The 24,588-nt window shown below is 68.0% G+C and carries 22 protein-coding genes; 15 read left to right on the top strand and 7 right to left on the bottom strand.

Annotation, left to right across the window (positions count from 1 at the left end):
* The first annotated feature begins 6 nt into the window (after positions 1-6).
* Genes AC6R2M_RS07410 through otnI form a run of 4 tightly spaced genes read left to right on the top strand, consistent with a single transcriptional unit; the run spans position 7 to position 4,350 of the window.
* Positions 7-2,682, top strand: a complete 2,676-nt coding sequence (locus AC6R2M_RS07410; protein WP_500486975.1) for a DUF4118 domain-containing protein — start codon at positions 7-9, stop codon at positions 2,680-2,682.
* Positions 2,679-3,362 carry a response regulator gene (locus AC6R2M_RS07405; protein ID WP_500486973.1) on the top strand — a complete coding sequence of 228 codons (684 nt, stop codon included), beginning with the start codon at positions 2,679-2,681 and terminating at the stop codon, positions 3,360-3,362. Before AC6R2M_RS07410 ends, AC6R2M_RS07405 begins: the two co-directional genes overlap by 4 nt.
* 5 nt (positions 3,363-3,367) lie before the next feature.
* On the top strand, positions 3,368-3,547 hold the full coding sequence (locus AC6R2M_RS07400; RefSeq protein ID WP_500486971.1) for a class II aldolase/adducin family protein: 180 nt from the start codon (positions 3,368-3,370) through the stop codon (positions 3,545-3,547).
* Between the two features lie 26 nt (positions 3,548-3,573).
* Positions 3,574-4,350, top strand: coding sequence for a 2-oxo-tetronate isomerase (gene otnI / locus AC6R2M_RS07395; RefSeq protein ID WP_500486969.1), 777 nt, complete (start codon positions 3,574-3,576; stop codon positions 4,348-4,350).
* Between the two features lie 153 nt (positions 4,351-4,503).
* Here the strand turns inward: otnI and AC6R2M_RS07390 are convergent, their stop codons facing one another.
* Positions 4,504-6,429: a methyl-accepting chemotaxis protein gene (locus AC6R2M_RS07390; protein WP_500486967.1), complete on the bottom strand. Its 1,926-nt coding sequence runs from the start codon at positions 6,427-6,429 to the stop codon at positions 4,504-4,506.
* A gap of 272 nt (positions 6,430-6,701) precedes the next feature.
* Positions 6,702-8,624 (bottom strand): methyl-accepting chemotaxis protein, encoded by a 1,923-nt coding sequence (locus AC6R2M_RS07385; RefSeq protein ID WP_500486965.1) that lies wholly within the window; start codon positions 8,622-8,624, stop codon positions 6,702-6,704.
* 369 nt (positions 8,625-8,993) lie between these two features.
* Here AC6R2M_RS07385 and AC6R2M_RS07380 point away from each other — a divergent pair, with 369 nt between their 5' ends.
* Genes AC6R2M_RS07380 through AC6R2M_RS07365 form a run of 4 tightly spaced genes read left to right on the top strand, consistent with a single transcriptional unit; the run spans position 8,994 to position 11,596 of the window.
* Positions 8,994-9,464, top strand: a complete 471-nt coding sequence (locus AC6R2M_RS07380) for a DoxX family protein (RefSeq protein WP_500486963.1) — start codon at positions 8,994-8,996, stop codon at positions 9,462-9,464.
* The gene (locus AC6R2M_RS07375) at positions 9,461-9,907 is read left to right on the top strand and encodes a cupin domain-containing protein (RefSeq protein ID WP_500486961.1); all 447 of its coding nucleotides are present in this window, start codon (positions 9,461-9,463) and stop codon (positions 9,905-9,907) included. Before AC6R2M_RS07380 ends, AC6R2M_RS07375 begins: the two co-directional genes overlap by 4 nt.
* 10 nt (positions 9,908-9,917) lie before the next feature.
* Positions 9,918-10,829: an SMP-30/gluconolactonase/LRE family protein gene (locus AC6R2M_RS07370; RefSeq protein WP_500486959.1), complete on the top strand. Its 912-nt coding sequence runs from the start codon at positions 9,918-9,920 to the stop codon at positions 10,827-10,829.
* Positions 10,826-11,596, top strand: coding sequence for a VOC family protein (locus AC6R2M_RS07365; protein WP_500486957.1), 771 nt, complete (start codon positions 10,826-10,828; stop codon positions 11,594-11,596). The genes AC6R2M_RS07370 and AC6R2M_RS07365 overlap by 4 nt, the downstream gene beginning before the upstream one ends.
* A gap of 12 nt (positions 11,597-11,608) precedes the next feature.
* On the opposite strand, the gene cyoD is transcribed toward AC6R2M_RS07365, so the two are convergent.
* The 5 genes from cyoD to AC6R2M_RS07340 all read right to left on the bottom strand — a co-directional run bounded on the left by cyoD (position 11,609) and on the right by AC6R2M_RS07340 (position 16,682).
* Positions 11,609-11,935 (bottom strand): cytochrome o ubiquinol oxidase subunit IV, encoded by a 327-nt coding sequence (cyoD, locus tag AC6R2M_RS07360; RefSeq protein ID WP_500486955.1) that lies wholly within the window; start codon positions 11,933-11,935, stop codon positions 11,609-11,611.
* Positions 11,932-12,558, bottom strand: a complete 627-nt coding sequence (locus AC6R2M_RS07355) for a cytochrome c oxidase subunit 3 (protein WP_500486953.1) — start codon at positions 12,556-12,558, stop codon at positions 11,932-11,934. The genes cyoD and AC6R2M_RS07355 overlap by 4 nt, the downstream gene beginning before the upstream one ends.
* Positions 12,555-14,621, bottom strand: a complete 2,067-nt coding sequence (locus AC6R2M_RS07350) for a cbb3-type cytochrome c oxidase subunit I (RefSeq protein ID WP_500486951.1) — start codon at positions 14,619-14,621, stop codon at positions 12,555-12,557. Before AC6R2M_RS07350 ends, AC6R2M_RS07355 begins: the two co-directional genes overlap by 4 nt.
* On the bottom strand, positions 14,608-15,582 hold the full coding sequence (locus tag AC6R2M_RS07345) for a cytochrome ubiquinol oxidase subunit II family protein (protein ID WP_500486949.1): 975 nt from the start codon (positions 15,580-15,582) through the stop codon (positions 14,608-14,610). The genes AC6R2M_RS07350 and AC6R2M_RS07345 overlap by 14 nt, the downstream gene beginning before the upstream one ends.
* A 107-nt stretch (positions 15,583-15,689) precedes the next feature.
* Positions 15,690-16,682, bottom strand: coding sequence for an SDR family oxidoreductase (locus tag AC6R2M_RS07340; RefSeq protein WP_500486947.1), 993 nt, complete (start codon positions 16,680-16,682; stop codon positions 15,690-15,692).
* A gap of 195 nt (positions 16,683-16,877) precedes the next feature.
* Here AC6R2M_RS07340 and AC6R2M_RS07335 point away from each other — a divergent pair, with 195 nt between their 5' ends.
* From AC6R2M_RS07335 to AC6R2M_RS07305, 7 genes are all read left to right on the top strand, one after another.
* Complete coding sequence (locus tag AC6R2M_RS07335; protein WP_500486945.1) at positions 16,878-18,182, top strand: CitMHS family transporter; 1,305 nt, start codon at positions 16,878-16,880, stop codon at positions 18,180-18,182.
* A 467-nt stretch (positions 18,183-18,649) separates the two neighbouring features.
* Positions 18,650-19,147 carry a YciE/YciF ferroxidase family protein gene (locus AC6R2M_RS07330; RefSeq protein WP_500486943.1) on the top strand — a complete coding sequence of 166 codons (498 nt, stop codon included), beginning with the start codon at positions 18,650-18,652 and terminating at the stop codon, positions 19,145-19,147.
* Between the two features lie 14 nt (positions 19,148-19,161).
* Positions 19,162-20,043 (top strand): manganese catalase family protein, encoded by an 882-nt coding sequence (locus AC6R2M_RS07325; RefSeq protein WP_500486941.1) that lies wholly within the window; start codon positions 19,162-19,164, stop codon positions 20,041-20,043.
* 124 nt (positions 20,044-20,167) lie between these two features.
* Positions 20,168-20,917: a DUF4336 domain-containing protein gene (locus tag AC6R2M_RS07320; RefSeq protein WP_500486939.1), complete on the top strand. Its 750-nt coding sequence runs from the start codon at positions 20,168-20,170 to the stop codon at positions 20,915-20,917.
* 133 nt (positions 20,918-21,050) lie between these two features.
* Positions 21,051-21,656, top strand: a complete 606-nt coding sequence (locus AC6R2M_RS07315; protein WP_500486937.1) for an ANTAR domain-containing response regulator — start codon at positions 21,051-21,053, stop codon at positions 21,654-21,656.
* Entirely contained in the window at positions 21,653-22,894 is a 1,242-nt protein-coding gene (locus AC6R2M_RS07310) for a CmpA/NrtA family ABC transporter substrate-binding protein (RefSeq protein ID WP_500486935.1), read from the top strand. Before AC6R2M_RS07315 ends, AC6R2M_RS07310 begins: the two co-directional genes overlap by 4 nt.
* Before the next feature lie 405 nt (positions 22,895-23,299).
* A complete protein-coding gene (locus AC6R2M_RS07305; protein ID WP_500487524.1) occupies positions 23,300-24,586 on the top strand; it encodes a CmpA/NrtA family ABC transporter substrate-binding protein in 1,287 nt (428 codons plus the stop codon).
* The last annotated feature ends 2 nt before the right edge of the window (positions 24,587-24,588 follow it).

The following is a 24,588-nucleotide window of genomic DNA, read 5'->3' as shown; positions in this document are numbered from 1 at the left end:
CCTTCCATGAGCGAACACGACGGCCCCCGCGCCTCGCCCGACGCCCTTCTCGGCCAGGCCGAGCGCGAGGGTCGGGGCAAGCTGCGCATGTTCCTCGGCGCAGCGCCCGGCGTCGGCAAGACCTACGCAATGCTCCAGGCGGCGCGGCCCGAGAAGGCGGGCGGCCGCGACGTTCTCGTCGGCATCGTCGAAACGCACGGGCGTGCCGACACGGAGGCGATGATCGCCGATCTGGAGATCCTGCCCCGCCGCCTCATCCCCTACAAGGGACGGCTCGTTCCCGAACTCGACCTCGACGAAGCTCTCAGGCGTCGACCCTCTCTGCTGCTCGTCGATGAATACGCGCATTCCAACGTCGAGGGATCGCGCCACCCCAAGCGCTGGCAGGACGTCGCCGAGTGCCTGAAGGCGGGGATCGACGTCTGGACGACGATGAACGTCCAGCACGTCGAAAGCCTGAACGACGTCGTGCAGCGCATTACGGGAGTTCGGGTTCGCGAGACCGTGCCCGATACGACGCTGACGGTCGCCGACGAGATCGTGCTCGTCGATCTTCCCTCCGACGAGCTCATCCGGCGGCTTGCCGAGGGCAAGGTCTATGTCGAGGACACGGCGACCCGCGCGACGCAGAACTTCTTCAAGCCGTCGAACCTCACCGCGCTGCGCGAACTCGCGTTGCGGCAGGTCGCGGCACAGGTCGATTCCGATCTGGTCGAACGCATGCAGGGCGGCGCCATCGAAGGGCCCTGGGCGGCGGGCGAGCGGCTTCTCGTCTGTGTCGGCCCGGACGCGCAGGCGGAGCGGCTGGTGCGTGAGGGCAAGCGGCTCGCGGACCTCCTCCACGCGCCATGGTTCGCGGTCACGATCGAGCGCCCCGGCGCGACGCTCGAACAGGGCGCCGCCTCGCGGCTCGACGCTTCGCTGCAGCTGGCTAAAAGCCTCGGCGCCGAGACGCACAACCTCGCCGCCGCCGACCTTCCGGCCGAGCTGCTGCGCTTCGCCCGCTTCGAGAACGTCACCCAGATCGTCGTCGGTAAGGCGCGCTCGCGGTGGATCCGGCTCCCCTGGGACGAAGGCAATCTCGCCGACGCCATCGTGCGCGGGGCGCGCGGCGTGTCGGTGCTCGTCCTGACCGAGAGCGACACCCCGCTGGCGCCGAAACTGCGGTGGCCGGAGGCGGGCGGCTGGACCGGCTATCTGGCCGCGATCGCCTTCGTCGTCGCCGCCTCGTTCGCGGGCAACGTCCTGGCGCGCTTCGTCTCGCTGCCCAACGTTTCGATGCTCTATCTGCTCGCGGTGCTGGCGCCGGCGCTGCTCTACGGGGTCTGGCCCGCGGTCCTGGCGTCCTTCCTGTCCTTCGCGGCCTACAACTACCTCTTCTTGGACCCGACCGGGACCTTCACCATCGCGCGCCCGCACGAATTGCTTGCGCTGACGATCTTCCTGATCATCGCCGTCGTGATCTCGGCCGTGGCAGGCCAAGCCCGCGAGCAGATGCGCGCTTCGGCCCGGCGCACCCGCGCGGCGCGGCGGCTTTACGAGTTCACCCGCACGCTCTCGGCCCTGCCCGACGCGCAGACCGTGGCCGAGGCCGCGGCCAGCGAGATCCATGCCGCGACGGGACGAGCCGTCGCGATCCTCAGGCCCGAGGGCGCGGACCTTTCGATCGTCGCCTCCTGGCCGCCGGACGACCGGCTCGACATGCCCGCCCGCACCGCCGCGCGCTGGGCGCACGAACATGGCGAAACGGCCGGCGCGGGCAGCCAGACCCTGCCATCCGCCGGCTGGACCTTTCTGCCGCTCGCCGTGCAGGACGTCCGCATCGGAGTGCTTGGCATCGAACAGGCGCCGAACGACGCCGCGCCCGATCCGGAGCTCCGCGCCCTCCTCTCCGCTCTCGCCGAGCAGACGGCCGTCGCCTTCCAGCGCGCCGTTCTCTCGACGGAGGTTCGCAGCGCGCGGACGGCGGCCGAGACCGAGCGGGTGCGCAATATCCTCCTCGCCTCGATCAGCCACGATTTCCGCACACCCCTCGCCTCCATCCTCGGCGCCTCGACGGCGCTCATCGAGTATCGCGAGCGCCTCGACCCGCCGGCCCGGGACGATCTTCTCGGACAGGTCCGCGACGAGGCGCGCCATCTCGACCAGATGGTTCGCAACCTCCTTTCGATGACACGGCTGGAGGCCGGGGCGCTGGAGATCACGAAGAACTGGGTCGACGTCGGCGAAATGCTGGACCGCATCGTCGATCAGGCCCGCCGCCGGGGCGCACCGCAACGCTTCGTCGTCGATCGCCCGCCCGAGCCGGTCCTCTGCTGGGGGGACGGCACCCTGCTCGACCAGGCGGTCGGCAACGTCGTCGGCAATGCCGTGAAGCACGCCGGGGCGAAGGCGACCGTGACGCTGCAAGCGTGGAGCCGGGCTGATGCCGTCACGATCGACATCGCCGACGACGGCCCCGGCGTCCCGGCCGACATCCGGGACCAGGTGTTCGAGAAGTTCGCGCGCCTGCGGACCTCGGCCGCCGACGGGGGCGACAGCGCCGGGCTCGGCCTCGCCATCACCAAGGGGATCGTCGAGGCGCACGGAGGCAGCGTCGAACTCCTCGAACCCGACGCCGCGCGCCCGCACGGCGCCGCCTTCCGCATCCGCCTCCCGGTGGAACCCGTAGCGAACCCATGATCCAGCCGACCATTCTCGTCGTCGACGACGAACCCGCGATCCATCGTTTCCTGACACCCGTCCTGACGGCCGAAGGATACCTCGTCGTGCAGGCGCTGACGGGCGCCGAGGCCGTCCGGACCGCGACCGAAAGCCCGCCCGATGCCATCGTCCTCGACCTCGGGCTGCCCGATCTCGACGGAAAGGAGGTCATCCGCCGCATCCGCAAGCTCTCGCAGGTTCCGATCGTCGTTCTGTCGGCGCGCGACCGGGAATCGGAGAAGGTCCAGGCCCTCGATCTGGGGGCGGACGACTATGTGGAGAAGCCGTTCGGAGTCGGCGAGCTGATGGCGCGGCTGCGGGCGGGGCTGCGCCATGCCCGACAGACCCTCGGCCACGGCGGCATCATGCGAAGCGGGCCGATCGAGATCGACGTCGAGGCCCATCAGGTCAGGAAGGCCGGGGTCGAGATCCGGCTGACGCGGCGCGAGTTCGACGTTCTCCTCGTTCTGCTGCGTAACGCCGGCAAGGTCGTCACGCACTCTCGATTGCTGCGGGAGGTCTGGGGCTCGGCCAACGAGGGCGACACGCAGTATCTGCGCGTCTATGTCGGCCAGCTTCGACAGAAGCTCGAGGACGATCCGTCGACGCCCCGGCTCATCGTCACCGAACCGGGGATCGGCTATCGGCTCGTAGCATAACGAGCGTGCTTCTCGCCAATCACGGGCCGGTCGTCTCGGCCCCCACGCTGGAAGCGGCGCAGAGCGCCATGGAGGAGCTGGAAGAGACCGCGCGCCTCGTGCTCCTCCTGCATGGTTGGCCCGTGCGCACGCTCGGCGAAGCGGAGATTCAGCCGTTGCGCGAGGCCTTCAAGGCCGTCTGGTAGAAACGACCCGCACCAAGGAACCCGCCATGCCGCGCTTTGCCGCCAACCTCACCATGATGTTCAACGAAGTGCCCTTTTTGGAGCGCTTCGCGCAGGCCGCGACGGCGGGCTTCTCGGGCGTCGAGTTTCTGTTCCCCTACGAATGGGGCGCGTCCGAGATCGCGGACGAACTCAGGCGCCATGGGCTGACGCAGGCGCTCTTCAACCTGCCGCCGGGCGACTGGGCGGGCGGCGAGCGCGGTCTCGCCGGCCTTCCCGGTCGCGAGGCGGAGTTCGCCGAAAGCGTGGAGACGGGCATCGCCTACGCGAAGGCCCTCGGCTGCGAGCGCCTTCATGCCATGGCCGGGCTCGTTCCCGAGGGCGCCGACCGGCGAGAGCATCTCATGGTCTACAAGGCCAATCTCTCCCGCGCGGCGCAGCGGCTGGCAGAAGACGCGCTTACGCTCCTGATCGAGCCGATCAACACGCGCGACATGCCGGGTTATCTCCTGAACCACCAGCGCGAGGCCCACGCGCTTATGAAGGAGATCGGGGCCCCGAACCTGAAGGTCCAGATGGACTTCTATCACGCCCAGATCATGGACGGCGACCTGTGGCGCCTCTTCAAGACCCATCGCAGCGGCGTCGGTCATATCCAGGTCGCCTCCGTGCCCGACCGGCACGAGCCGGACGAGGGCGAGGTGAACTATCCCTGGCTGTTCGATCGGCTCGACGAAGCCGGCTACGATGGCTGGATCGGCTGCGAGTATCGTCCGCGCGCCGACACCCATGCCGGGCTCGCATGGCTGCGCTCGAGGCGATAGACGGCTCCACCCCCTCCGGTCGGGTGAAGTGACGAATCCGGCGGCATCCGTCCTCCGTCATGGGCGTCACGCCCTGGAACGAGGAAGGCCGGCGGATCGCTCCGCCGGCCTTCCTCGTGTTCGTTCGGTCCGGGGTTCAGGCGCGGTGCCGCTTCAGAACTCCTCCCAATTGTCCTCCAGCGTCTTCAGCGCGGCGTTGCCCTGGGACGTCGGGCGCATCTGCACCACCGGGCGCTGGGACGGCGCGGCGCGGTTCGCCGCAGCCGGCTGGCGCTGCGCCGGGGCCGAGGCGGCGCGGCTCTGCGCGCTCGCCAGCTTGAACTCCGCGATCAGCCGGCCCAGCTCGTCCGTCTCCGCCGCCAGAGACTGGGCCGCAGCTGTCGCCTCCTCCACCATCGCCGCGTTCTGCTGCGTGACCTTGTCCATCTGGTCCGCCGCCGTCTGAACCTCCTTCAGCGACACCGCCTGCTCTCTCGCCCGGCGCGCGATCTCCGCCACCGTCCGGCTCATGTCGCCGACCTCGGTGATGATCTGGTCGAGCGAGCGCCCCGAGGCCGAGACCAGCTCGACACCCGCCTCCACCTGCTCGCTGGAGGTCGAGATCAGGTCCTTGATCTCCTTGGCCGCCTCCGCCGAGCGCTGCGCCAGACCCCGCACCTCCTGCGCCACCACCGCAAAGCCCCGGCCCGCCTCGCCCGCGCGCGCCGCCTCCACGCCCGCGTTCAGAGCGAGGAGGTTCGTCTGGAAGGCGATCTCGTCGATCACCCCGATGATCTTGCCGATCTTCTCCGACGACTGCTCGATGCCCCGCATCGCCTCCACCGCCTTGCCGACGATCTCGCCGCCCTTGGCCGCGTTGCGGTTGGCGCTCTCGGCCGATTCCTGCGCCCGGCCCGCATCCTGCGCCGTCTCGTTCACCGCCCGCGTCACCTCCGCCAGCGCCGCCACCGTCTCCTCAAGGCTCGCCGCCTGCTGCTCGGTGCGCTGCGCCAGATCGTTGGAGGCCACGTTGATCTCGCCCAGGCCCGTGCGGATCGAGCCGATCGAGGTCACCACCGAGCCCAGCGTCGATTCCAGCTTCTCGACCGTGTCGTTGAACTGGCCCCGGATCGGCTCGTACTGCGCCGCCACCGCGCGCCCGATGCGCACCGTCATGTCGCCCTGCGACAGACGCGCGAAGCCGCCCTCGATCGAATCCACGAACTCCTGAAGCTCAGCCTGCGTCTGCCGGTCCGCCGCGGCCTTGCGCTCGCGATCGGCTTCCTGGGCCTCGGCCGCCGCGCGCGCCTCGTCTTCCAGACGCATCTGATCGATGACGGCGAGGCGAAGATGCTCCACGGCACGCGCGATGCCGCCGATCTCGTCGCGGCGCTCGGTTGCCGAGACCGTCACGTCGACACGGCGTTCGGCGACGGCCGCGATCGTCGGCACCAGCCGCTGCAGCGGGGCGAGCGTCCGCCGGGCGAACCAGAAGCCAAGAGCCGCGACGATCAGCGTGAGCACGATCGACTGGAGCGCCAGATCGCGCAGCAGTCCGACCGTCTCGGCGAAGAACTCGGCCTGCGGTATGCCGACATAGAGGATGCCGATCGTCCGGCCGCTCGCATCCTTGATCGGATCGTAAGCCGTGAAGAACGGCGTTCCCAGGATCATCGCCTCGCCGCGATAGGGCTGGCCGTCGCGAAGCACCGCGTCGTAGACCGGTCCCGCCGCGAGCTGCGTTCCGACCGCCCGCCCGCCCTGCGGCGCACGCACATTCGTGGCCACCCGGGTGTCGCCCATGAAGATCGTCGCCGTGCCGCCACCGATCTCGGTGATGCGATCGACCGCTTCGTCGAGCCCGTTCAGTCGCGTGCTTCCGTTGTAGATGGCGCCGTCCGCAAGGCGGAAATCGTCGCCGTAGCGTCCGAGCACCTCCCAGGCGATCGCCATGTTGAGAGCCTGACGCTCGGCTGCGGCCTCGCGCGCCTCGCCGTCCAGACGCATGTAGCTCGCGGCCAGATTGAGGCTCGTCAGAACGACAAGGCCGCCGATCAGCATCGCCACGATCTTGGCGGCTAGCGAAAGTTTGGGGATCATGGTTCGACCTCATCGCGAGCAGCGGGGTCGGGCTCACGTCGCCATCCGGTCGCAACCTTGGGTGCGTACGCCCTGCCCCAAGGGGCTCGGCAGGCCCGTTCGCGTCTTCGGTCCGCCGAGATTCTTAGAACGGCTCCATGTGGCGGACGGAATCCTTCCAAGATGTTGACAACCGGCACGCGTGCGTCGCGGCAAAGCAATTTCACGAAAAGTTGAACCCGCGGGGGATACCCGCGGGTTCGTCATGTTCTAGCCCGGTGTGGCGTTCCGCGTCAGAACTCCTCCCAATTGTCCTCCAGCGTCTTCAGCGCGGCGTTGCCCTGGGACGTCGGGCGCATCTGCACCACCGGGCGCTGGGACGGCGCCGTGCGGTTGGCCGCCGTGCGCTGCGCGGGAGCTGCGGCGCGGCTCTGCGCGCTCGCCAGCTTGAACTCCGCGATCAGCCGGCCCAGCTCGTCCGTCTCCGCCGCCAGAGACTGGGCCGCAGCTGTCGCCTCCTCCACCATCGCCGCGTTCTGCTGCGTGACCTTGTCCATCTGGTCCGCCGCCGTCTGAACCTCCTTCAGCGACACCGCCTGCTCTCTCGCCCGGCGCGCGATCTCCGCCACCGTCCGGCTCATGTCGCCGACCTCGGTGATGATCTGGTCGAGCGAGCGGCCCGAGGCCGAGACCAGCTCGACACCCGCCTCCACCTGCTCGCTGGAGGTCGAGATCAGGTCCTTGATCTCCTTGGCCGCCTCCGCCGAGCGCTGCGCCAGACCCCGCACCTCCTGCGCCACCACCGCGAAGCCCCGGCCCGCCTCGCCCGCGCGCGCCGCCTCCACGCCCGCGTTCAGCGCGAGAAGGTTCGTCTGGAAGGCGATCTCGTCGATCACCCCGATGATCTTGCCGATCTTCTCCGACGACTGCTCGATGCCCCGCATCGCCTCCACCGCCTTGCCGACGATCTCGCCGCCCTTGGCCGCGTTGCGGTTGGCGCTCTCGGCCGATTCCTGCGCCCGGCCCGCATCCTGCGCCGTCTCGTTCACCGCCCGCGTCACCTCCGCCAGCGCCGCCACCGTCTCCTCAAGGCTCGCCGCCTGCTGCTCGGTGCGCTGCGCCAGATCGTTGGAGGCCACGTTGATCTCGCCCAGGCCCGTGCGGATCGAGCCGATCGAGGTCACCACCGAGCCCAGCGTCGATTCCAGCTTCTCGACCGTGTCGTTGAACTGGCCCCGGATCGGCTCGTACTGCGCCGCCACCGCGCGCCCGATGCGCACCGTCATGTCGCCCTGCGACAGGCGCGCGAAGCCCCCCTCGATCGAGTCCACGAACTCCTGAAGCTCGGCCTGCGTCTGCCGGTCCGCCGCGGCCTTGCGCTCGCGATCGGCGTTCTGTTCCGCTCGCAGGGCCGTTGCCTCGGCCTCCAGGCGACGGCTTTCCAGCCCGGCGTCCCGGAAGACCTGCACCGCCGACGCCATGCTGCCGACCTCGTCTCCGCGACCGAGACCTTCCACCTCCCCGTCCAGATTGCCCGCAGCCATCTCCTTCATGCGATGGTTCAGGCGAGCGAGCGGACCGGAAATGCCCTTCGAAGCCACGAGAACCGCGCCCAGGATGCCGAAGACCAGCCCGAGCAACGCACCCAGACCCATCATGAGCTGGGCCCGATCCACTTCGGACCGCATCTCTTCCGCTCGCGCGGCGACATCCGCCAGCATCGCGTCGCGCAGGATGCGGTACTGCTCGGTGAACTCCTCTTCCTCCTGCTCGAGCTGAGGAATGATCTGGCGAGCCTGTTCGTCGTTGCCCTGCAGACCGAGTTCGACGATGGCCCCGCTCAATCGTTCGATTCCCTCCAGATGTTGTTCGAGATGCTCGAAATCCTCGACGATCTCCGGGAAGGCGGCCCTGACACGGTCGATCAGCACCCGAGTCGCGTCGAGGGATTCGATCCGCTCGGCGGCGGCCGCCGTGCGATTGGCGGGAACGACGCTGTAAGCCGCCTTGTAGGTTTCGTAGGCGACCACGACGACGTTTCGGCCGGCGCGCGCGATATCGACCACGGCCGGGTCGCGAACTTCGACGAGTTCGCCGTATCCGACCTCCAGCATGTGCATCCGGTAGGCGCCGTATCCGGCGAGCGAAGCCCCGATCGCGCTGACGAACACGACGATGGCGATGATCTTGGTTGAAATCTTGAGATTGGCGAGCATCCGCACGATCCTTCCTTCCGGAGGTTCAATAGTAAGATGCGCCATCTTGAGCTAAACTAATTAATATATATCAAAAAAATGACCCAATTTCATCTTTGTCTTACACGTAGAAGTACATGTAAGGGCGAGCGTTACGCCAAATCGGGCCACTTCATACACGCATCGCAAGTGCACGGCCAATCCGCTCGACTGTACTGCTCTGCGACCCCCGGCAATGTCGCGGTTGGCGGCATGACGATCGGGAACCCTCGTGAACGCCCCACTTAAAGAATGGTTCCGCCATTTGTCGCGGACGAATGGCCGTGCGAAGTTTCACCGAGGGCTCTGCCCGTCGGCCCGACCGGCAAGCGCTCAACGAACGGACGCGCAATGACCTTCGAACTCCTCGTCACCTTCCTGGTCCGGCTGTCCCTGGTCCTCCTGTTCCTGCCCTTCAGCGCGCTCGACAAAATGCTGAACTTCCAGGCGGCGACGGAGCAGGCCGGTGAGGCCACGAGCAACCGGACGCTCGCCAAGGGGCTGATCCTCATCGGTCTGGCGGTCGAGATCGTCATGTCGCTCGGCGTCCTCACCGGCATCGCCGACCGCTTCGCGGCCTTCGTCCTCGCCGGCTACTGCGCGGTCACGGCGCTTCTCTTCAAGCGGTTCTGGCGTGCGCCGGACTTCCGCCTTCTCGGCCCTTCGCAAGGGCGCGAGACGATGTGGGACTTTCTGAAGAACTTCGCGGTCGCCGGCGGGTTTCTCCTCATCACCTTCGGGACGCAGGCCGAGGACGTGTCCGGCTTCTTCGCCGACCCGTTCTCGTCCACGAACCCCTATTCGACGGAATCCAGACCATGACCGAGACGAAGCCGACGGTTCCCTACTGGCATCTCTACACGGACGAGAACGGCATCAGCCGGCAGGTCCGCTGCGTCATGACCGAGTTCGAGCTGAAGAGCATGCAGCCGCCGGCCGCCCCGCAATGGCAGGGCACCAAGCACCATGACGGCATGAGCGTGATGGTGACGGTGCAGCCCGTCGGCTGGGAAGGCGCCTGGCACGAGAACCCGGCGCCGCAGTGGATCATCCCCCTCTCCGGCCGCTGGTTCGTGGAGTCCATGGACGGGACGCGCGTCGAGATGGGGCCGGGCGAAATCTCCTTCGGCGAGGACCAGGGCACGTCGGAGCGCGACGGGCGCAAGGGCCATCTGTCGGGAACCGTCGGCGACGAGCCGGCGGTGCTCATGGTGGTGCAGTTCGACGCCCGGCGGGAGACGACGCCCCCCTGCCGCTTCTCCTGAGGCCTCGGCGATGAGCGACATCGGATTCGAGACCGTCGATCCGCGTTTCGAGCGCTACGTCCTCGGCAACGCGCCGGTGGAGAAGCTGGCGGAGGGCTTCCGCTGGCTCGAAGGCCTCGTCTGGATGGGTGACTGGAACGTGCTTCTGTTCCAGGACATCCCGCGCGACCGGACCCTCGCCTGGAGCGAGGCCGCCGGTCTGTCGGTCTGGCGTTTCCCCTCCGGTCAGGCGAACGGCCAGGCGCGCGACCGGGAGGGGCGCGTGGTCTTCTGCTCGAACCGCGAGCGGGCGCTCTGCCGCATCGAGCACGACGGTCGCGTCACGACCCTCGCCAGCCATCATGCCGGCCGACGGCTGAACTCGCCCAACGACGTCGTGGTGAAGAGCGACGGCTCGGTCTGGTTCACCGACCCCGTCTACGGCATCTCGAACGACTACGAAGGCACGCGGCAGACGTCCGAACTCGCGCCCGGCGTCTATCGCCTGGACCCGGACGGGACGCTCGATCTGGTGTCGGACGCCTTCGACGGGCCGAACGGCCTCGCCTTCTCGCCCGACGAAAGCCGGCTCTACGTGGCCGAGACCGGCGACCAGACGCGACCGGACCCGGCGCAGATCCTTCGCGTCTTCGACCTCGCTTCCGATGGCCGCTCCCTGGAGCGCATGCGCGACTTCGCGAAGGTCTCCCCCGGCTACACGGACGGGATGGCGATCGACGAGGACGGCAATGTCTGGTCGAGCGCGGGGGACGGGGTTCACTGCCTGTCGCCCGAAGGCGAACTCCTCGGCCGCATCCGCCTGCCCGCCGCCGTGTCCAATCTCTGTTTCGGTGGCTCGCCCCATCTCAACCGCCTGTTCATCGGGGCCAGCCACACGCTCTATGCGGTCTATCTCGATCGGCGCGGAGCGCGCTGGCCATGAGCGGCACGCGGATCGCGTCGATCGAACTCCTTTCGCCGGACCCGCTCGCCGCGGCGCGCTTCTACCGCGAGGCCTTCGGCTGCACCCAAGGCGGCGGGCCGGAGGATTTGATGCTCGGCGAGCAACGGCTCACGCTCCGCCGCTCGAGCACGGCCGCAGGACCGGCCGCGCCCTCGAACGCGACCGCCTTCCAGCATTGCGCCATCGTCGTTTCCGACATGGGCGCCGCGATGGAGCGTCTGGCCTCCGTGACCGGCTGGAGCCCCATCTCGCGAAACGGACCCGAACGTCTTCCGGCCTCCTCCGGCGGGGCGACCGCCTTCAAGTTCCGCGATCCCGACGGCCATCCGCTGGAGCTTCTGCAGTTCCCGGCGGCCGACGTTCCGCTTCGCTGGCGCCGTCGCGGTCCATCGACCTTCCTCGGGATCGACCACTCGGCCATCAGCGTCCGCGACACGGATCGCGCGATCGCCTTCTGGAGCGGCCTCGGATTCGACGTCACGGAGCGGCATTCGAACCGGGGGCCGGAGCAGGCGCGGCTCGACGGATTCGAGGGCGGCGACGCTGAGGTCGAGGTCACGACGCTGATCCCGACGGGCGCATCGACGCCCCATCTGGAACTCCTGTGCTACGCGCTGCCCGCCGCCGTCGATGCGGCGGCCGCGGAGGGATCGACGCTCGCGACGGCCCTGGTTCTGCGGGACGCGCCCGCCCTCGATGGCCCCGCGAGCGATCCGGACGGGCATCGCTACAAGCTCCTTCGCTGACGGCGCGGCTCTTCACATCATGCGGGCGTGCAGATTGCCCATGATCCAGATCGTGCCCCCCACCATCAGGAGGATGATGAGCGCGGTGAACAGGATCAGCTGCAGATCGTCGCGGGTGGAGCGCTGCAGGCCGATGTGGAGAAAGAAGCGGAAATGCACGACCACCTGGACGAGCGCCGCGATCGCGATGGTCCAGCCGGTCGCCGCCGGGCTCGCCACGCCCGTGGCGACGAGCGCGAAGGGGACGGCCGTCAGAAGAACGGCGGCCGCGAAGCCGACCAGATAGGAGCGCAGCTCGCGCGCCCGCTCGGCGCGATGGTCGTCCGGTCCCGATGTCATGCGAGGCCTCCGAGGTAGACGACCGAGAAGATGCCGATCCAGACGATGTCGAGGAGGTGCCAGAACAGACCGAGCCGGAGGATCCGCAACTTGACCTCGCTGCGCAGCCCGAAGATGCGGATCTGCACCAGCATCACCGCGATCCAGACGCAGCCGGCGAAAACGTGCAGGCCGTGCGTCGACAGGAGGGCGTAGAAGGCCGACAGCCATCCGCTGCGGGAGGGCACGGCGCCCTCGCCCGCCATGGTGGCGAAGTCACGCAGTTCCAGCCCGAGGAACAGAAGGCCTAGGGCGAGCGTCACGGCGAGCCATAGGATGAGCTTGCGCGGCGCCTTGTCGTATTTCATGGCGAGCGAGGCCATGCCGAAGGTGAGACTGGAGAGGAGAAGCACGCCGGTCTGCATCGCCGCGCTGGCGAGATCGAACACGTCCCTCGGTCCCGGTCCCCCGTCGGTCGCGCCGATCATGGTGACGTAGACGGCGAAGAGCAGAGCGAACAGGACGAGATCGCTCATCAGGAAGACCCAGAAGCCGAAGACGGCCTCCTCGGCGTCCCGGTGCGCTTCGGGGTCCGTCCGCCCGAGATTGAGGCCCGGATGGCGATGGAGACCGAGATCGCTCATACGCCCGCCGGCTCCGCCAGACCCAGATTGCGGCTCGTCGCCTCGTCGTCGCGCGAGACCCTGGGAAGCCGCCGGACCGCGGCGAGCCAGGCCTCGTCCTGCCGCCGCACCTCTTCGGCCGGAATGACGCGCAGCGTGTCGAGGACGAAGGAACGCGCGACGATCGCGCCGAACGCCACGACGCAGCCGAGCGCGGCCAGCCACCAGATCCACCAGACGAGCCCGAAGGCGCAGGCGGCCAGGGACAGGCCGAAGACGATGCCCGTCGCCGAGTTCCGGGGCACGACGATGTCGGAATAGAAGCGGCGGGCGGGATAGGCCGTGCCGTCGAGCTTGGCGGCGTGAAAGGCGTCCCGGCTGGAGACGAGCGGCAGGACCGCGAAATTGTACTCCGGCGCCGGACAGGGGATGCCCCACTCCAGCGTCCGCCCGTTCCAGGGATCGCCGGCCGGCACCGCCAGCGAGGCGCGGCGGCGGATCGAGACGACGAGCTGCACGACGAGGCTCGCGAGCGCGGCGAGGAGGAACAATGCCCCGACGGAGGCCACGATCGTGAACGGCAGATAGTCCGGATCGAAGAACTCCTGCGTGCGGCGCGGCATGCCCATGAGGCCGAGCGGATAGAGCGGCAGGAAGGCGAGGCAGAACCCCGTCACCCAGCAGCCGAAGGAGACGCGCCCCCACCACTCGTCGAGCCGGAAGCCGAACGCCTTCGGGAACCAGTAGGTGTAGGCCGCGAGCATCGCGTAGAGCAGGCCCGGGATCAGCATGTTGTGGAAGTGGGCGACGAGGAAGACGGTGTTGTGCACCTGGAAGTCGATCGCCGGATTGGCGAGGAGGATGCCCGTCAGCCCGCCCAGAACGAACAGCACCATGAAGGCGAGCGAGTAGAGCATCGGCACGGCGAAGCGCACGCGCCCTCGGAACATGGTGAGGATCCAGTCGAAGATCTTCACACCCGTCGGGATGCCGATCGTCATCGTCGCGATCCCGAAGATGGCGTTGAGGTCGGCGCTCTGCCCCATGGTGAAGAAGTGGTGCACCCAGACCGTGAAGGAGAGCACGGCGATGCACATGGTGGCGACGATGAGGGAATCGTAGCCGTACAGGACCTTGGACGAGAAGTTCGAGATGACCTGCGAATAGACGCCGAAGGCCGGAAGGATGAGGATGTAGACCTCCGGGTGGCCGAACAGCCAGAAGAGGTTGGCGAAGTTCATCATGTTGCCTCCACCGTCATTGGTGAAGAAGTGCATGTCCATGTAGCGGTCGAGCGCGAGAAGCCCGGTGGCCACCGTCAGCGGCGGCATGGCGAAGATCATCAGGATCGAGGTGCAGAGCGCCGTCCAGCAGAAGAGCGGCATGCGGAACGGATTCATTCCGCCGCAGCGCTTCTTGTAGATCGTCACCGCCACGTTGATGCCGGTCATGGTGGAGGCGATGGAGCCGAGCGTGATCGCGAAAATCCAGTAGTCCGGCCCGACCCCCGGATTGAAGGTCGCGTCCGTATAGGGCGGATAGCCCGACCATCCGCCGGTCGAGAACTTGCCGATGACGAGCGACACCATCATCAGGCCGGCCCCTCCCGCCGTCAGCCACAGCGAGATGGAGTTCAGGAGCGGGAAGGACACGTCGCGCGCACCGAGCTGGAGCGGCAGGACGAAGTTGATGATTCCCGTGAGGAACGGCATCGCCATGAAGAAGATCATGATCGAGCCGTGAGTGGAGAAGAGCTGGGCGAAATGCTCCGGCGGCAAATAGCCGGGATTGTCGAAGGCGATCGCCTGCTGCGCGCGCATCATCGAGCCCTCGATGAGCCCGCGCGACAGCATGATCATCGACAGGATCACGTACATGATCCCGATCTTCTTGTGGTCGAGGCTGGTGAGCCACTCCCGCCAGAGCCAGCCCCAGCGCCCGAGCCAGGTCAGGAGGACGACCACGGTGAGCGCGCCGATTACGACGAGCGAGGCCGCGGCCGTGGCGATGCCGCTGTAGAAGGGCAGCGCGTCGTAGGACAGACGGCCGAAGAGGAGCGGCCACCATCCCTCAATGGTCGGCATGGGCGTGCTCCCCGTTCGTGTGGGCCGGTGTCTCGTCGCTCGTGTGCCGGTGTGCGGCGTCGGGGCGGTATCGCGCGACGACGCTGGAGAAGAGGTCCGGCTGCACGCTGGAGAAGATCAGCCCCCGGGCCGGATCGAAGGTGTAGCGCGAGCGCAGATCCGCGAGCGTGCCGGTCTGCGACACGACGCCGTAGGCCGCCTCGTCGAGCGGCCGGTCGCCTGCCCTGGCGTCGGCGATCCAGCCGGCGAAACTTTCGGGCGGCATGGCGAGAGCCTGGAACTTCTGCGCCTGGAAGCCGAACCCGTTGAACTGCGTGTTCTGCCCCATGAGCACGGCGGGGCGATCCGCCAGGAGATTGAGCTCGGTCACCATCCCCGCCATGGCGTAAATCTGGCTCCCCAAAGAGGGGATCATGAAGGACTGCATCACCGTGTCGCTCGTCAGCCGGAAGCGCACCGGCCGGTCCACGGGAAGCGCGAGGACGCCGATGCTCGCGACGTTCTCCTCCGGGTAGACGAACAGCCATTTGTAATCGAGGCCGATGACCTCGACCTCGAGCGGAGGCTGGTCGGACACGATCGGGGCGTAAGGGTCGAGCGAGCGCGCCTTTCCGGCGATCAGCATCGCCAGAATGCAGACGAGGATGACCGGAACGACCCAGATGACGATCTCGAGTGGCCAGGAGAACTGCCAGTCCGGCGCGTAGGTCGATCGGGTCGCGCGGCGCCGATAGCGCCACGCGACGAGCGGCACGAGGACCACGGCGGGAATCACCACCACCATCATCCAGGCCGTGACCTGGAAGAAGAGGTCGCGCTGGGTGGCCGCGACGGGTCCGTGCGGATCGAGGAAGCTCGTGCCCGATCCGCAGCCGGCGAGAAGGGCGAGCGGCGCAAGGGCCGTGACGGCGGCGCAGAAACGCAGAGCGGGGCTTCTCGCCCCGCGTCCCAAGCTCGGCATCCTGGTTCCGCCCCTTCTGATCGACCCGCCCCCGAACGAACATGGCGATGGCTTCGCCGCCGCCATCACGACGCTTTCACGGTCGACCGGTCAAGAGGAGCCATCCGTCATTTGCCGACGCGTCGGGCCAGGCCGTGCAGGCCGAGAACGGCGAGCACGGCGGCCAGACCCCAGAAGGCCGTGCGGTGGCGCTCGGTGAACATCTGGACGCTGCGGCGGCTCGACCGCGAATCGAAGCGCCCGTGGGCGGCGTAATCGCCCCTGACCGGCTCGAACAGGTTGCCGGGCGCCTCACCTTGTTTCGGCTCGTCCGTGAGCTGGCCGGAATAGCCGGCTCTGGCGAGATAGCGGTCCAGAAGGCCGGGCGCGATGCGGTTGGCCAGGATCGACTGAACCGTGGGATAGCCGACCCACACGTTCCGCCGGTCGTGTTCGGCCGCGAATCGGATGGCGCGCGCCGGAACTTCGGGCTCGTAGATCGGCGGCACGGGCTGCGCCCGTCGCCCCATCTTGTTCAGCGCCCAGTCGAACTGCGGCGTGTTGACCGCCGGCAGGTCCACCATGGTCAGTCGCACGTTCAGCCTGTCGTGGATGATCTCCGAGCGCAGCGAATCCGTGAACCCGCGGATGGCGGCCTTCGCGCCGCAATAGACCGACTGGAGCGGAACGGAGCGATAGGCCAGGGCCGAGCCGACGTTCACGATGACGCCGCGGTCGCGCGTGCGCATGCGCTTGAGCGCCGACATCATCCCATGGACCTGCCCGAGATAGGTGACCCTGGTTCCGCGCTCGACTTCTTCCGGCGTCAAGGCCGAAACGGGCGAGAAGACCGTCGCCATGGCGACGTTGACCCATATGTCGATGGGTCCGAGTTCGCGCTCGGTGCGCTCGGCCGCCGCTTCCACGGCGCCCGCATCCGCGACGTCCGTCGGGATCGCCAACGCGCGAACGCCCTGTGCCCTGGCATAGGCCTCCGCCCGTTCCAGCCGTTCGGGATCGCGCGACAGGAGGGCGACGTCGTAACCGGCGCGAGCGAACTCGTCCGCCGTTGCCCGCCCGACTCCGGCGCCCGCGCCCGTGATGACGACGATCTTGCTCATGTCAGGAATCCCATCCGTCTGCTTGGCTGACAATCTTGCTCCGCGCCCGGCAGCGGCAATGGGCACCGCCGTCGGAATTCGCGAACGCAGCATGCGAGACCGGCCGCAAGGCCCCGCGCCGGGCCCGAAATGGCTACCGGCCCGGCAGCGAGTCATGTAGGGCTCGGCCGAAAAGAGCTCGGAGCACAGCAGCCGATGACGTTTTTCGGTCTCGCCATCATCTTCGGCGTGGTGGCGCTTCTCATCGCGCGGGTCGTCTCGCCGATCGTCGCACTGGTCCTCGTGCCGGCCGTCGGTGCCCTCGTCGCGGGGTTCTCGCCCGACGAGATCACGGTCTTCTTCAACGACGGCATCCGCCGCGTCATCTCCGTCGCGGTCATGTTCGTCTTCGCGATCACCTTCTTCGGCGTGCTTCAGGATGCGGGACTGTTCCGGCCCATCATCGGAGGGCTCGTCCGGCTGACGCGCGGCAACGTGGTGGCCGTGGCGGTGGGAACCGCGATCGCCGGCTCGCTGGCCCATCTCGACGGCGCAGGCGCGACGACGTTCCTTCTGACCGTCCCCGCCCTTCTTCCGCTCTACAAGCGGCTCGGGATGAACCCGTATCTGATGCTCCTTCTTCTCGCGACCGGTGCGGGCATCGCGAACATGATGCCCTGGGCGGGTCCCCTCGGGCGCGCGGCGGCCGTCACCGGCATCGACGTCACCGAACTCTGGCGACCGCTCCTGGTCGTCCAGGCGGTCGGCATCGTCCTCCTCGTCATCGGGGCGGCGGGTCTCGGCCTGCGCGAGCAGCGCAGGATCGCGGCCGGCACCAACGCGGCCGCGGAACCGGACAGCGTGCTGGCGCTCGACGACACGCCGGGCAAGGCCGAGCAGGAGCTGCTGCGGCCGCGCCTGATGTGGGTCAACGCCGCGCTCTTCGCGGTCGTCATCGTCGCGCTGGTCTCGGGCATCCTGCCGGCCGCCTACATCTTCATGATCGGCCTGTCCGTCGCGCTGATGATCAACTACCCCGGCGTCGACGCGCAGATGCAGCGCATCAGCGCGCATGCGGGCAGCGCGCTGACCATGGGTGCCATCATCCTGGCGGCAGGCTCCTTCCTCGGCGTCCTGGAAGGGTCGGGGATGCTGTCGGCGATCGCGGGCGATCTCGTGAACGTCCTGCCGCAGGGGCTCATCCCCTCGCTGCACATCGTGCTCGGCATCCTCGGTCTGCCGATGGAGCTGGTCCTGAACACGGACGCCTATTATTTCGGGCTGCTGCCCGTGGTGCTGCAGGTCGTCGCCGAGTACGGCGTATCTCCGGAGTCGGCGGTCTACGCGCTGGTGATCGGCAACATCGTCGGCACCTTCATCAGCCCGTTCTCGCCCGCCCTCTGGCTGGCGCTCGGTCTGGCGGGCCTCGATATGGGCCGACACATCCGCTACTCGCTCGTCTTCATGTGGACGATCTCGCTCCTGCTCCTCGCCTTCGCCTGGGCGATCGGGCTTCTCTGACTCAAGCTCGGCGGGGAGCGGCTGTCCGCCCCTCGCCGGCCCGCGACCGGACGCGCCTCGCCCCCACGCGTCCGGTTCGAAGCGGCCGAGCCGCGTCTCCGAGGCGCTATTGAACGCCCATATTCGACGGGCATACGGACCGGCCATCCGAGCGAAGCCGGTCTCGGGGTGCACCCGAACGGACGCTCAATGGTCGCTCCCCCTCTTTGAAGCCTCGCATCAGGCTTTTTGAAATCGATTCCGATTTCGACCCGATGCTGTAGCGTTCCTTTGCCGGCTGCCATTCCCGGCCACCTCGCGCAGCCCGCGAAGACCCCTGCGCTGACGGGTGTTCTTCGAACATCGGTTAGCTGCGAAAAATCTTCCGGCGACCCGATCGGAAACGTTCCGGACGAAGCGGGCCTTGTTCGCCTGTGCCGCCGCCGAGAGCGGTGCGCACCGAGAGATGTCCATTCGAGGAACGCGATATGGCCAAGAGCAAGACTCTGGAAGATGCCTTCTACGAAACCCTGCGCGACGTGTTCTACGCCGAGAAGAAGTCGGTACAGGCCCTGAAGAAGTCCGCGAAGGCGGCGGACGCCGAGGAGCTCCGCCAGGCCTTCGAGACCCATGCCGAGGAAAGCCAGGAGCAGGTCGAGCGTCTGACCCGCGTCTTCGAGATCATCGGCAAGTCCGCGCGCGGCAAGACCTGCGAGGCCATGCAGGGCCTCTCCGCCGAGATGGAGGAAGACCTCGAAGACTTCGAGGGCACGGACGCCGCCGATCAGGTTCTGATCGGCTGCGCGCAGGCGATCGAGCACTACGAGATCGCCCGCTACGGCCTGCTGCGCACCTGGGCCCGCAAGCTCGGCTACGAGGAGGCCGCGCAACTGCTCGAGCAGACGCTCGAGGAGGAGAAGAAGACCGACGCTCTTTTGACCGAGATCGCGGACGGACTGGTTTACGAACGCGCCGAAGCGGCCTGAAGGAAAGCGAACCGATGTTCTACACCGATGGAAAGCTCCAGTTCCCGGTTCGCGTCGAGCGGCCGGACCCTCTCTTCGCCAAGGCGCTCCAGCAGGCGATCGGCGGCGTGGAGGGCGAGATCCGCGTCTGCCTGCAATACATGTTCCAGGCCTTCGGGGCCCGCGGCCCGGCCAAGTACCGCGACATGCTCCTGAACACCGCGACCGAGGAGCTCGGCCACATCGAGATGCTGGCGACGGCCGTCGCCCTCAATCTGGAGGGCGCGCCGCTCTCCATCCAGGAGGACGTCTCGGCCGACGCCGCCGGCGGATCGGTCCTGAACGGCATGGACATGCGCCACGTCCTGTCCACCGGGCTCGCCGCCCTGCCGGCGGACGCCAACGGCGTGCCCTTCGACACAAGCCACGTCTACGCCTCCGGCAACATCGCGGCCGACATGTACGCCAACGTCACGGCCGAGAGCACGGGACGGGCGCTGGCGGTGCGGCTCTACAACATGACGAACGATCCGGGCATGCGGGAGATGCTGTCCTTCCTCATCGCGCGCGACACGATGCACCAGCAGCAGTGGCTCGCGGCGATCGAGGACATGGGCGGAGCGGAGGTCAACCTGCCGATCCCGAACAGCTTCCCGCAGGAGCAGGAGGCGCAGGAGTTCTCCTACAGCTATCTCGGGCACATGGTGGACGGCACCATCCCCGAGGGCCGTTGGAGCGACGGACCTTCGATGGACGGCAAGAGCCGGTTCACCTCGCAGGTGTCGAAGCCGATGGGCGGCAAGCCATCGCTGGCGCCGGCCCGACCCGACGGCGGCGCGCAGAGCGCCCAAAGCTCCAAATCGGGCGCCGAGGGGCTTCTCGGCCGCGTCGAGGGCGCCATCGAGCGCAACCTCTGACGATCTCCATGCCCTGCTTCCGGGAAGGCGCCGTCCCGGCGTCTCCCGGAAGCCTTTCGGCGGGCGCGTCTTCGGATCGCGTCCGCGTCAGAACCTATCGAGTTCGACCGTGAATGGAGCGCCGATGTCTTCCGCCCGGACGACCTACGATCCCCTCGACGTTCCCAAGCCCGTCGCCCCCTATGTCTGGATCGTCGACAGCGGGCCGATGAATGCCATGGGCATCCCCCTGCCCGTCCGCATGACGGTTCTGCGGCTGTCGGACGGCGGCCTCCTCCTCCATTCCCCGACGCGCTTCGATGCAAAGCTCCGCGATGCCCTGCGCGAGTTGGGCCCGATCCGCCATCTCGTCGCTCCCAACATCGCGCACTGGACCTTCCTTGCGAGGTGGCAGGCCCATGAGCCGGAGGCCAGGCTCTGGGCGGCGCCGGGACTGGCCGATCGCGCGCAGGTCCGTCGTTCGAGCCTGCGGATCGACGCGGAACTGGACCCGCTCGGCACGCCCGCTTTCGGCGACGAGATCGAAATGATCGCCGTGGAAGGCGCCGGCGGCTTCTGCGAGGTCGCCTTCTTCCACAAGCCCAGCTCGACCCTGATCCTGACCGACCTCGTCCAGAACCTCGAACCGCGCAAGCTGCCGCTGTGGTTCCGACCCCTGGCCCGCGCGGCCGGCATCACTTCGCCGGACGGCCGGGCCCCGATCTATCTGCGCGCCATCGTCAAGGCGAAGGGCGGCGCTTCGCGGGCGGCGGCCGACCGTCTCGTTGCCCTCGAACCGGAGCGGGTGATCTTCGCGCATGGCCTATGGTTTCGGACGGAAGGCGCGCAGCGACTGGCGACGTCGCTCCGCTGGCTGACGTCCCGATCCGCCTGAACGGACCGTCTGACGCCGGCGCCGCCCAAGCAAGAAGCAGAACTTCCGGCGCGATGCCCATGTCGCGGGCATCGACCGAGTTGACGGCTTTTCGGTCCAATCCTATCCCGGAACCCAGCGTGGCGGGGTTGCGATGGAAAGCGTTCAGCCAGACGACCTGACCATCCTCGTGATCGACGAAACGCTGGCGCGCGGCGCGATCATCGAAGCGGGCCTGCGCGACGCAGGCCACCGGCGCGTTCACGTGGTCAACGACACGAACGGACTGGTGCGCGTCATCGAAGCTTTGGCCCCGGACGTGATCGTGGTGGACTTCGAGAATCCGAACCGCGACCGGCTCGAGGAGTTCTTCGCCGTGTCGCGCTCCGTGCGGCGGCCGATCGCCATGTTCGTCGACCGCTCGGACGCGGCCTCCATCGAGGCGGCGATCGACGCGGGCGTCTCGGCCTATGTGGTGGACGGGTTGAAGAAGGAGCGCGTCAAGTCGATCCTCGACATGGCGATCGCACGCTTCAACGCCTATTCACGCCTGGAGCGCGAGTTGGAGGACGCCCGGACCGAGCTCGCGGATCGCAAAATCATCGAGAAGGCGAAGGGCATTCTAATGAAGCGCCGGGGGCTGGCCGAGGACGAGGCCTACGCGCTCCTGCGGCGCGGCGCCATGGACGAGAAGCGCAAACTCGTCGATGTCGCTCGATCGATCGTCACCGCGGTCCAGCTTCTGGGAGACGAGCAATGACCCTGTCCGCGCCGGGTCCGACCCGCCCCGCCCTCCTCCGAGGCGAGACCCGAACCGTGCGGATGGGCTTCATCCCGCTGGTCGATGCCGCGATCCTGTTCGCGGCGCAGGAGATGGGGTTCGCGCGCGACGAAGGTCTCACGCTCGACCTTCGGCGGGAAGTCTCCTGGTCGAACATTCGCGACCGGCTCGCCTTCCGGCAGTCCGACGCCGCCCACCTTCTCGGCGCGATGGCGGTGGCCGCGCAGGTCGGCATCGGAACGAACCCCTTCCCGATCGTGGCGCCCATGGCGCTCGGGCGGGGTGGCAACGCCATCACGCTCTCCTCCGCCCTCGCCGACGCGATCGACGAAATCGCCTTGCCGGAGGACGGGTCGGTCGAAGCGTTGCGCTCCGCGCGGCGATTGGCCGAGGTCGTGCGCGCGCGGCGCGCGGCAGGACTGCCGCCGCTCGTCTTCGGCGTCGTCTACCCCTTCTCCTCGCACAATTACGAGTTCCGCTTCTGGCTGGCCTGCGGCGGCGTCGATCCAGACCGCGACGTGCGCATGACGGTCGTGCCGCCCCCGATGACCGCGGACGCCCTGCGCGCCGGCGCCATCGACGGATTCTGCGTCAACGCGCCGTGGAACGTGGAGGCGGTTCGCGCGGGCGCGGGCCGCATCGTCGCCGTCAAGGCGGACATCTGGCCCCTGGCGCCGGAAAAGGTGCTGGGCGTGCGGCCGGATTGGGCGGAGGCGAACAGGGAGACGCTCGGCGCGCTGATCCGCGCCTGCGAGAGGGCGGCGCGCTGGTGCGACGATCCCGCCAACCGCTCGGATCTGGCGGCGATCGTCGCCGACCCGCGTTACCTCGACACGCGCGCGGATACGATCCTCGAACTGCTCGAGGGTCGCCTCAACGTCGGGCCGGGCGAGCGCGCACGGACCTTGCCGGACTATCTCGTCTTCCACCGCGACGGGGCGAACCGGCCCGATCCCTCGCAGGCGCTCTGGACCTTCAGCCAGATGGTCCGCTGGGGCCAAGCGGAACTGTCGCCGGAGGCGATCGAGGCCGCATCAAAGGCCTTCCGACCCGAAATCTTCGACGAGGCCACCGGCGCCCCGTCCGTAGCTCCCGCGCGGACCCAGGGACCCCTGCTCGACGGCCGGACCTTCGACGCCGGGGACATTGCCGGCTATCTCGCCGGCTTCGACATTCCGGCCAGCAGCTGGAAAGGCGTCGGCGGATTCGAAGACTGAATTTGCGGCACCCAGCCTCGGTGCCCTGAATATGATCACCTCGTGCAACGCAGCATAGAACGAAGGCAGCTCCACAAGCGGCTGTTCGGAAAGCTCTTTCGCCTATTTAACCGGAGCACGGGCGGGGTCCGCCTGCCGCTTCTTTGGACTTTCCGAACCGCGAATCCCGTGGTTACCTAGAAGCGTTCCGATCAACGACGATCGGCACCGGGGCGAAGACCAAGCGCCCCCTTTCGACCGACAACGACGTCGCCAAACCTTTCGACGATGCATGAGGATGCTCATGCCGACGGCTGGTTTCGCGGCGTTTTTCTTTGCCCCGTGCGGAGCGCTCCTGCGCCGCGCGAACGCCCCTTCCATGCCGTGGAGAATTTGACGATGAGCGTTGGCAAGCCGCCCCTTCTGATGAACCGTCGGCGCTTTCTCCAGTCGAGCGCGGCCAGCGCCGGCACGGCGGCGCTCTTCTCGGCGATCGGCGCGAGCTTTCCCGGCGGCGCCTTCGCGCAAGGAGCCGGGCCGGAGACGCCGAACGCCACGCTCGGCTTCATCGCCCTCACCGACGCCGCGCCGCTGATCGTGGCGCAGGAAAAAGGCTTCTTCGCCGAACACGGCATGACGGGCGTGACGCTTGCCAAACAGTCCTCGTGGGGCACGACGCGCGACAACCTCGTCCTCGGCTCGGCGGGCGCGGGCATCGACGGCGCCCATATCCTGACGCCCATGCCCTATCTCATGCAGAGCGGCGCGATCACGCAAGGCACGCCCCTGCCCATGAGCATCCTGGCGCGCCTGAATCTCGACGCGCAGGGCATCTCCATGGCGAACACCTACACCGATCTCGACATCGGCCTGGATTCGTCTCCGCTCAAAGCCGCCTTCGAAGCCCGGCGCGCGGCCGGCGCCCAGCCGACCGTCGCGGTCACCTTCCCCGGCGGCACGCACGATCTCTGGATGCGGTACTGGCTCGCCGCCGGCGGGATCGATCCGAACACCGACGTCCAGGTCATCACCGTGCCGCCGGCCCAGATGGTGGCCAATCTGCGGGTCGGCTCCATGGATGCGTTCTGCGTCGGCGAGCCCTGGCACGAGCAGATGGTCGGCGAGGGCATCGGCTACACGGCGCTGACGACCGGCGAACTGTGGAACCGTCATCCGGAAAAGGCGCTCGGCATGCGCGCGGACTGGGTGGACCAGAACCCGAACGCCGCCAAGGCCCTGACCATGGCGGTGATGCAGGCCGCGCAATGGTGCGACGCGGCCGAGAACAAGGAGGAGCTTGCCTCCATCATCTCGGCCCGCGCCTACCTGAACGTGCGCGAGGGCGACATCGTCGATCGTTTGCGCGGCGAATACGACTACGGCAACGGACGCCCGGTGGTCGAGGACTCTCCGCACCTCATGAAGTTCTGGCGGGATCACGCCTCCTACCCCTTCAAGAGCCACGACCTCTGGTTCGTCACCGAGGACAGGCGCTGGGGCTTCCTGCCCGCCGACACCGACGGCGCGGCTCTCGTGGAGGCGGTGAACCGCGAGGACATCTGGCGCGAGGCGGCGGCAGACCTCGGCGTCGATGCGGCGGACATTCCCGAAGGCACGTCGCGCGGCGTCGAGACCTTCTTCGACGGCGTCACCTTCGATCCGCAGAACCCGGACGGATATCTCGACGCCCTCGCCATCAAGGCGATCGCCTGATC

Source organism: Aureimonas sp. CAS, from assembly GCF_059838215.1.
This window is presented reverse-complemented; position numbering and strand designations above follow the sequence as displayed.